Below are 9,326 nucleotides of genomic sequence, written 5' to 3' on the forward strand. Positions count from 1 at the left end.
TGTCGGACCCATCGCGTACGTTCTTAAGTGCGATGGACCACTACCCCCTGTGGTGCATATCACTCGCGGCTTCGTTATGGCCGCTCAAAGGAGAGTAATAACGGATGAGTAATTCGTCATGGAAGGCTGCGCTCGGAGCGGCGCTATCGGTGGGGCTCATTGCCTCGCCGGTGTCCGCGCTCCCGGCGCTGGCCGAAGAGCCGGTGATCCCGGCCGGTGCCGCTGAGGGAAGCGGCGTCATTATCAATGAGGCGTACACCAACGCCGGCAGCTCCAATGCTGTCTTCACCAACAAGTTCGTCGAGCTATACAACCCGACGGACGAACCCGTGTCGTTGGAGGGCTGGTCCATTCAGTACCGGTCGGCTGGCGGCACCGATGCACCTGGCCAGATTATCCCTCTGGACGGCAGCATCGCACCAGACAGCCACTACCTCGTCCAGGGCAGCGCCAACGGAGGAGAGAACGCAGAAGGCGCTCCGTTGCCGGCGGCCGACGTCGTCAACAATGCGTTGAACGTCAGCGGCACTCAGGGCACCATCATCCTCGCCAGGACGGACAGCGCGCTTGATCCGCTGGCCACAGGATCGGTTGGCGGAGATGTACGGGTTGCCGATCTGCTGGGCTATGGCGGAACCAATACGTTCGAAACAGCGGCCGCCCCATCGCCGTCGAGCAATTCAGACCCTAAGTCCATCAACCGCACGGATTTTGTGGACACCGACGACAACTCGGCGGACTTCACTCTCAAGGCAGCGGTGACTCCAACGAACGCCGCGGGTGAAACCGGTGTTCCGGCAGAAGAAGAACCTCCGGTTGAGCCGGAGCCAGCAGGTCAAAAGACCATTGCCGAAATCCAGGGCTCCGGTCCGGCCAGTCCCCTGAACGGCAAGACTGTCACCACGCAAGGAAAGGTGACCGCGGTCTACCCGACCGGTGGCTTCAACGGCTACTACATCCAGACTCCCGGAACCGGCGGAGCGATTGACCTGGGCACCCATACCACCTCCCACGGTGTGTTCGTCTTCTCCCCGGCCACGGTCGACGAGGTGCAAATCGGCGATTTCGTCGAAGTGAACGGTCTCGTGAAGGAATACTTCGACCTGACGGAAATTGACGTTTCCGCCGGAGGACTCACCCAGCTGGATGCCGCGGCCGAAGAGGTCAAGGCTGCAACGGTTGGGCTGCCGGCCGGCGATGCGAAGCGCGAATCCCTCGAGGGCATGCTGCTCGCTCCGCAAGGCGATTTCACCATCACGGATAACTACTCACTGAACCATTACGGTGAAATCGGGCTGGCTGCCGGGACATCTCCGTTGGTCCAGCCGACGGCAGTAGCACCCGTCGGCAGTGAGGAAATCGCGGACGTCGAGGCAAGCAATGCGGCGCGGTCAGTGACACTCGACGACGGCGCCAGCACCAACTTCTTCTCCCAGCAGGACCAGCCACTGCCCTACCTGACACTGGAGGAACCGGCGCGCGTCGGCTCCCCCGTGAACTTTGAGACGAATGTCGTTTTCGACTACCGGTTTGGTGCCTGGAAATTCCAGCCGTTGACTGGACTGACCCCAACAAATTCGGAAACGGTTCAGCCTGTCAGCTTCGAAAACACGCGGACCGCGGCCCCGGAACCGGTTGGCGGCGACATCACGCTCGCTTCCTTCAACGTCCTGAACTACTTCAGCACCACCGGGGATGAACTGACCGGTTGCGAGTACTACACGGACCGCAACGGGAACCCGATTGCTGTCCGCGGAGGCTGCGAAGCCCGCGGTGCGGCGAATGAGGAGAATCTGCAGCGGCAGCAGGATAAGATCGTCTCCGCGATCAATTCCCTCGATGCCGACGTCGTTTCGCTGGCGGAAATAGAAAACTCGGCCGTGTTCGGTAAAGACCGCGACGAGGCTCTGGCGAATCTGGTGGCGGCACTCAACTCCGCCGCCGGGGACGTGTGGGAGTATGTCGGGTCCCCCGCGGAGACGCCCATCAATGAGGACGTCATCCGTACGGCTTTCATATACAAGAAGGCTGCCGTCGAAACCGTTGGGGAATCGCAGATCCTGCTGGGCAGCGAGGCATTCTCGAACGCCCGCGAGCCTCTGGCGCAGGCATTCAAGACCGCCGGCGGACCTGCCGATTCAACATTTGTCGCCATTGCCAACCACTTCAAGTCCAAAGGCTCGGACCCGGATGATGGAGGGCCGAACGCCGACAAGGGCGACGGCGCAGGCGCCTGGAATGCCGCCCGCACCGCACAGGCCGAGGCACTGGTCGACTTTGCCAACAATGTGAAGGCCCAAATCGGTACTGAGCTGGTTTTCCTGATGGGTGACTTCAACTCGTACAGGATGGAAGACCCGATCGAGGTTCTGCGCGACGCCGGCTATGTGAACCAGGGCGCGAAGACGGGCGAGCACACATACGCCTACGGTGGCGCAGTGGGCTCCCTCGACTATATCTTCGCCTCCGGCGCAGCCGATGCCACGGTCACGGGCGCGGATATCTGGAATATTAACTCCGTGGAGTCGGTGGCGCTGGAGTACAGCCGCTACAACTACAACATCACGGACTACTACGCTTCCGATGCCTACCGCTCCAGCGATCACGACCCCATTTTGGTGGGGTTGGACCTGGCCGGCACCGGCGCGGAAGCAGGAACCACTGAGCTCAACATTCTCGGTATCAACGACTTCCACGGGCGGATTGACGAAAACACCGTCAATTTCGCCGGGACCGTCGAAGAACTCAAGGCCGCGGCACTGGAGGGTCAGACGGCCTTCATCTCCGCCGGAGACAATATCGGTGCTTCACTGTTTGCCTCCTCGGAGCAGGGCGACGTTCCCACCATTGAGGTTTTGAACGCTCTGGGCCTCAAGGCATCCACGGTTGGCAACCATGAGTTCGACAAAGGCTGGGCAGACCTCCGGGACCGCGTCAGTGAACTGGCGGACTTCCCTTACCTCGGCGCAAACGTCTACGCAGCCGGAACTCAGGATCCGGTGCTGGACGAGTACCAGATCATCGACCTCAACGGGGTTCAGGTTGCTGTGATCGGAGCGGTCACGCAGGAAACTCCTTCCCTGGTTTCGCCGAACGGCATTTCCATGCTGGAGTTCGGCGATCCGGTTGAGGCAGTGAACCGCGTGGCGCAGGAAATCGAGGCTGCAGGTTTGGCCGATGTCATCGTCGCTGCGTACCACGAAGGCGCCAGTGCCGGAACACTGGCCGGTTCAACGCTGGAGGAAGAAGTCGCCGCCGGCGGCGTTTTTGCCAGCATCGTCACTGAGACGAGTCCACTCGTCGACGCGATGTTCACCGGTCACACGCACAAGCAGTACGCCTGGGATGCTCCCGTTCCCGGAGAGCCTGGCGAAACCCGGCCCATCGTGCAGACCGGAAGCTACGGGGAGTTTATCGGCCAGATCGAGCTCACCGTCGATACAGCCACGGGCGAGGTAACGGCCTACGAAGCGAGGAACGTTGCCCAAACGGAAAGACCAGCCGAGGAACTGACCGCAACCTACCCGGCGGTTGCCGAGGTCGACAGGATCGTAGACGCTGCACTGGAACAGGCGGAAATCATCGGCTCCCGGCCGGTCGGCTCGGTGACGGCGGACATTACGACGGCGTTCTCCGGACCCGAGGGCGACCGTACCCGTGATGACCGGGGTTCCGAATCGGCGCTTGGCCACCTCGTAGCGGATGCGTTGCTCGAAACACTCAGTCCAGACCAGTTGGGAGGAGCCGAGATCGGCGTCACCAACCCCGGCGGCCTGCGGGCGGAGCTGTGCGACAGCGAAGCCGGTGTGCCATCCCCGGAGGGCGATCTCTGCGACGGCAATTCCGACGGTGTCATCACCTTCATGGAAGCCAATAATGTCCTGCCGTTCGTCAATAATCTGTGGACCACCACGCTCACCGGCGCACAGCTAAAGACGATGCTGGAACAGCAATGGCAGCCTGAAACTGCCTCACGGCCGTTCCTGGCACTTGGACTGTCCGAGAATGTGTCCTACACCTACGACCCAGACCGGGCGCAGGGAGACCGCATTCTGTCGGTCACCGTTAATGGTGAACCGCTGGATCCCCAGCGCGGCTACCGAATCGGAACGTTCAGCTTCCTGGCTCAGGGAGGGGACAACTTCACCGTGTTTACTGAAGGAACCGATACCACGGACTCGGGTCTGGTCGACAGGGAGGCGTGGATCGCCTACCTCGAGGCGAACAGCCCGGTCTCCCCGGACTTCTCCCGCCGCGGGGTAGTTGTCCAGAATGCGCCGGAGTCCATACAGGCGGGTCAGGAAGTGAGCTTCGATGTATCGAAGCTCGACCTGGCCTCGCTCGGGGCACCGGACCTCACGGAGCTCGTGATTGAACACGTTCCGGCATCAGGGGAGCCAAGCCTGGTGGGTACCTACCCTGTCGTTGATGGTGCCGCTACCGTCACCTTCACCGCAACAGCGGAGATGGCGGAAGGTTACTTTACGGCTTCCACGCCGGTCAGCGGGACCACGGTGCGGTTGCCGTTGACAGTCTCGGCGGCCGACGCCGCGGACTGCCGGGAACCCGGCAAACCGGAGCAGGAGGAGCCAGGCAAGCCCCTGCCGATCTGCAAACCGGTCCACCCCGGAAAGCCAGGGTCCTCAGTTGGTCCTTGGCCGGGCAACGGCAAGCCAGACCAGCCCGGCAAACCGGGCAAGGGCGGTCATGCCGGGCAGCCTTGGTCAGCCACCGGTATTGGACAACTGATCAACCAGTAATCCGTTCGTCACCGGTCTTTGATGGTGCCCGCTCTCCTTCCGGAGGGCGGGCACTACTTGGTTGTGCCGGCTACTGCCGGTCGGCCAGCACCCGTCCGCGAATGCCTGCATCAGGGCTGGGGTGTTCGGCATCCAGCATCCTGTGAACGATGTCCGACGCAATATCGTTTGCATCTTTTAGAGTCCTGGCCCCGGATTCCAGGTCCCCGCCTGCCTGCGCCGCGATGGCGGTGCCCCACTGTACCGAGGAGAGCTGCAGTCCCAGGGCGTAAACACCCTCATTGACGTGCCCGTTCTTCATCCGCAGCCGGTACGGAGGAGCGGTGACGTCAAGCCCGCTGCCCGGCACCGGTGCATCTTCCATGGAGACCATCATCTTCGGCCTTGCGAAACCGTCCTCAAGCATCTGCGACAACAGTGGCGAAACATTCCGCTGCACGTGATTCGCAGGCATCATCGCCTCCAGCATGTGGGCGGCAGTGACCCCGCCACCCTTCACCCACGGTGAGCCGGCGCTGAACAAGCCGGTCTTTTCATCGACCTGGAACTTGGGGTCCGGTCCAAGAAAATGCACGACGCCGGCCCGTGCCAGCGCGGCAAGCTGCTCAATGCGTACGGCCGGCGGGCCGCTGGCAAGACCCTCCACAAAGGACTCGAACCAGCCCCGCAGCTCGCTGAGCCAGGAAGCATCGGTGAGACCGCCGTCGGCGACGATCTTTTTGATCACAGACCGCCCTGCATTAAGCGCACCAATGGCCATCTTCAGTGGGTCGTCCTCGCCGGCTGCCGATCCCCTGGCATCGGCCTCCAGGTAATCAAGAACGGAATCGTCATACTCGCGGTGACTGGCAAACGTGCGGCGTGCGAAGGGATGCGCCAGTTTCCTGATCTGCAACTGGTGCTCCGGGGAAACATGTTCGGCCGTGAGCCGGTCGACCCGGTGGTCCCATGGCTCGGCACCGTGCAGGATGTGCTCTGTAAGAACTGCATTCAGGTGCTCCAGAAACTCTTCGCTCCCTTGCTGGAAGGCCGACGGCGTCACCCGGGCCAGGGTTTTGTAATACGCCCAAAGTGCATCCCGGTGCAGCAGCGGCCAGAGGTCGTGGTCGAATGCCGGCTGGACTCCCGCCGCAGCGAACCGGCCCGCGCGTTCGGCCGTGCAGAAGCGCAGCTCCACGCTGGCGGGAATATAGGTCTGAAGCTCCGCTTTCGCCCGGTAGGGAGTACCCCTTCGGGAGGCTGCGTAGAGGATGGGTTCGGAGCCGGAGGGCTTGTATTCCAGTGCCTTGCCCGGTCCATCGCCGCTCGGAATGAATTGTCCGCCGCGGCCGACGGTCACCTGCATCATGACGTCGAAGAAATTCAGTCCGAGTCCGCGGACGAGCACAGGTTCGTCTGCAGGGAGTCTGGACCAATCGACGTCGGCGGGCACGGCCGGCGGCCAGTATCTCAGACCATGCTTCACCGCCGCCGTCAGCAATGCCTGCTGATCCGGGCGCAGCTCTGCCGGCAGATGTCCCATCGCCAGCACCACGCTGTCGGCCGACAGGTCCAGTCCATCGTTGAGCTCGACCTCGAACCCGCCAAGCCCGTCCGGAGCGAAGCGCACAGCCTCCGCATCGTGGATGGAGAGCGTTACGTCGTCCGTCTGATATGCCGTGAGCTGGCCGAACATCCAGCGCAGGTACCGCCCGTACAACGCCCGGCTGGGGAACCCTGTCGACTCCAACCCCGCCAGCTCAGTCCGGTCCTGTTCGCTGAGTTCGACGCCGGTCAAGGAGCCGGACTTCAACCGCTCCCGCCACTGGTCGAAGGTCAGCCCCGTAACCGGCGCAGGTTCCAGCAGATCGCCCGGAGACACCGTAGGGAAGAGGGCAGGCGTGTTCATCAGGAAGAGCCGCGACTGGTTCGGACGCCACACGTGCCCGGCTCCGGGCGGGTAAGGATCGATCAAATCGATATGCAGCCTCACCGGCGTTCCCGCGTCCCGGAGGTGGCCGGCATGGGCGAGCAAACGTTCCAGAACGGAGGTGCCACGGGGCCCGGCGCCGACAATCGCCACCGTGTGTACCCGTTCTTTAGCCATTCCTATAGGGTATCCGGCGAGAATCACTGCCGGGCTCAGCCACCCACAGACCCCAAGGTACAACTTAGGATGGCTCTATGGTCTCTCATCACAACACCGGAACACCCACCGGAAGCACCCTCGGAACAGCACCTCCCGCCGTCGAACATAATCCAGCCGATGAATTTCAGTGGCTGGAGGACATTTACGGCGAGGACCAGCTCAGCTGGGTCAAGGAGCAGAACGCCCGCACCGACGACATGTTGCTCTCGGCCGAATACGAAGCGCTCGAAGGCAGCGTCCTGGAAGTGCTGGACTCGACCGACCGCATCCCCATGGTCACCAAGCGCGGCGACTTCTACTACAACTTCTGGCGGGACGAGGAGCATCCGCGCGGTCTTTGGCGTCGCACCACGTGGGAAAGCTACCAGAGCGATGCCCCAGCCTGGGATGTGCTGCTCGACGTCGACCAGTTATCCCGCGACGAGGACGTCGAATGGGTCTTCGCCGGCGCCTCGTTGCTCCGCCCCGAATTCAGCCGCGCCCTGATCTCCCTCTCCCCCGACGGCGGCGACGCCAAGGCTGTGCGCGAGTTCGACGTCGACTCCCGCAGCTTTGTGGACGGCGGGTTCAATCTTCCCAGCGCCAAGACAAACGTCAGCTGGGTGGACCAGGAAACCATCTACGTCGGCACCGATTTCGGCCCCGGCTCCATGACAACCTCCTCCTACCCACGCACCAACCGCCGGCTGCGCCGCGGACAGAGCCTGGACGAGGCGGAACTTGTCTTCGAGGTGGACGAGGACCACATGATGGCCATCCTCGTCCGTGACCTCACCCCCGGATTTGAACGCGACATCGCGATCGACATCATCGACTTTTACAACCGCCGCAGCTACCTGATGGTCGACGGCGGTTGGCAGCAGATCGACGTGCCCGAAGATGTGGACGTCGACCTGCACCGCAATTGGATCCTGTTCCGTCCGCAGACCGAATGGACCGTCGGGGACACAACCTACGTGCCAGGATCGCTGCTCGCGGCGGATCTTGAGGAGTTTCGCACCGGCGACCGGAAGCTGACCGCCCTCTTCACCCCGGACGAAAACACCGCCCTGCAGTCCTGGAGCTGGACCAAGGACCACCTGCTGCTGAACCTGCTGCGTGACGTCTCCTCCACCATCCGCGTTCTGACGCCGGGAGTGGATGGCTGGAACGAGACTGAGCTCGACGACGCCCCCACCCTGCACTCGGTGGATGCTTTCGCCGTCGACGATGAGGACGAGGCCGATGGCAATGACTACTGGCTGGTCATCACCGGCTTCCTGACTCCCACCACCCTGCACCGCGGCACCATTGGCGCAGCGGCCTCGGAAATCAAGGCCTCGCCGTCGTACTTCAACAGCGACGACTACACCGTGGAGCAGCACTTCGCCACGTCCAAGGATGGCACTCAGGTGCCGTACTTCCAGGTCAGCTCCAAAGACTTGAAGCTCGACGGCGGCAATCCCACCCTGCTCTCGGGTTACGGCGGATTCCAGATCGCCCGCACCCCGGCCTACAGCGGAGCCACCGGACGCACCTGGCTGGAACGGCGCGCTGTCCCGGACCAGGACGGTGACAGCCGCGGCGGCGTCTACGTCGTCGCCAATATCCGCGGTGGCGGCGAATACGGACCCAGCTGGCACCGGGCCGCGCTGCAGGAAAACCGGCACCGCGCCTATGAGGACTTCGCCGCCGTAGCCGAAGACCTGATTGAACGCGACGTGACGAGCCGGGCACATCTTGGCTGCGAGGGGCGCAGCAATGGCGGACTGCTGGTGGGCAACATGCTCACGCACTACCCGCACCTATTCGGCGCCGTGTCCTGCGGGGTGCCGCTGCTGGATATGCGCCGCTACACCAAACTCTCGGCCGGTTACTCGTGGATTGCCGAATACGGGGACCCCGACGACGAAGATCAGTGGGAGTTTATCCGGACCTTCTCGCCGTACCACAACCTGCGGGACGGTGTTGATTACCCCTCAACCTTCATCTTCACCGCCACCAGCGATGACCGCGTGGGCCCGGTCCAGGCGCGCAAAATGGCGGCAAGGATGGCGTCGATGGGCATTCCGCAGGTCTGGTTCTATGAGTCGCTGGAGGGCGGCCATGCCGGTGCAACGGACAACCGGCAGGCGGCCCGGCTGCACAGTGCATCGCATGAATTCCTCTGGAAGGCGACCACCGGCGGGCTCTGATTCGGCGGCGTTTTGCTCTGTGCCCCTCCGTCTGGGTAATCTTGGGGGGCTGGTTACCAGCGCTGGAGACGTGCCAGAGCGGCCGAATGGGCTTCACTGCTAATGAAGTGTGGGTCCGCCCACCGGGGGTTCAAATCCCCCCGTCTCCGCGAATGTAATGTCTCGGGACATCGGTAGAACGATGTCCCGAGACATTAGTCTTTAACGAGTCACCTGTTCAGGCGGGAAATTGCTTTTTGGTAGTTCTTCGATGGGTCGATTTTG

At 62.7% G+C, this 9,326-nt stretch carries 3 protein-coding genes and 1 tRNA gene; 3 read left to right on the forward strand and 1 reads right to left on the reverse strand.

Annotated features, from left to right (window positions below; genetic code table 11):
- The first annotated feature begins 104 nt into the window (after positions 1-104).
- Entirely contained in the window at positions 105-4,760 is a 4,656-nt protein-coding gene (locus ACX80B_RS17880) for an ExeM/NucH family extracellular endonuclease (protein ID WP_459298678.1), read from the forward strand.
- Between the two features lie 70 nt (positions 4,761-4,830).
- Here ACX80B_RS17880 and ACX80B_RS17885 read toward each other — a convergent pair whose 3' ends face one another.
- Entirely contained in the window at positions 4,831-6,846 is a 2,016-nt protein-coding gene (locus ACX80B_RS17885) for an FAD/NAD(P)-binding protein (RefSeq protein WP_459298680.1), read from the reverse strand.
- Positions 6,847-6,923: 77 nt separating this feature from the next.
- Between ACX80B_RS17885 and ACX80B_RS17890 the strand changes: the two genes are divergently transcribed.
- Together ACX80B_RS17890 and ACX80B_RS17895 are read left to right on the forward strand one after the other, a co-directional pair.
- Entirely contained in the window at positions 6,924-9,062 is a 2,139-nt protein-coding gene (locus ACX80B_RS17890) for a prolyl oligopeptidase family serine peptidase (protein ID WP_459298681.1), read from the forward strand.
- Between the two features lie 64 nt (positions 9,063-9,126).
- Positions 9,127-9,211, forward strand: a tRNA-Ser gene (locus ACX80B_RS17895).
- Positions 9,212-9,326: the final 115 nt, after the last annotated feature.

The organism is Arthrobacter monumenti (assembly GCF_054511255.1).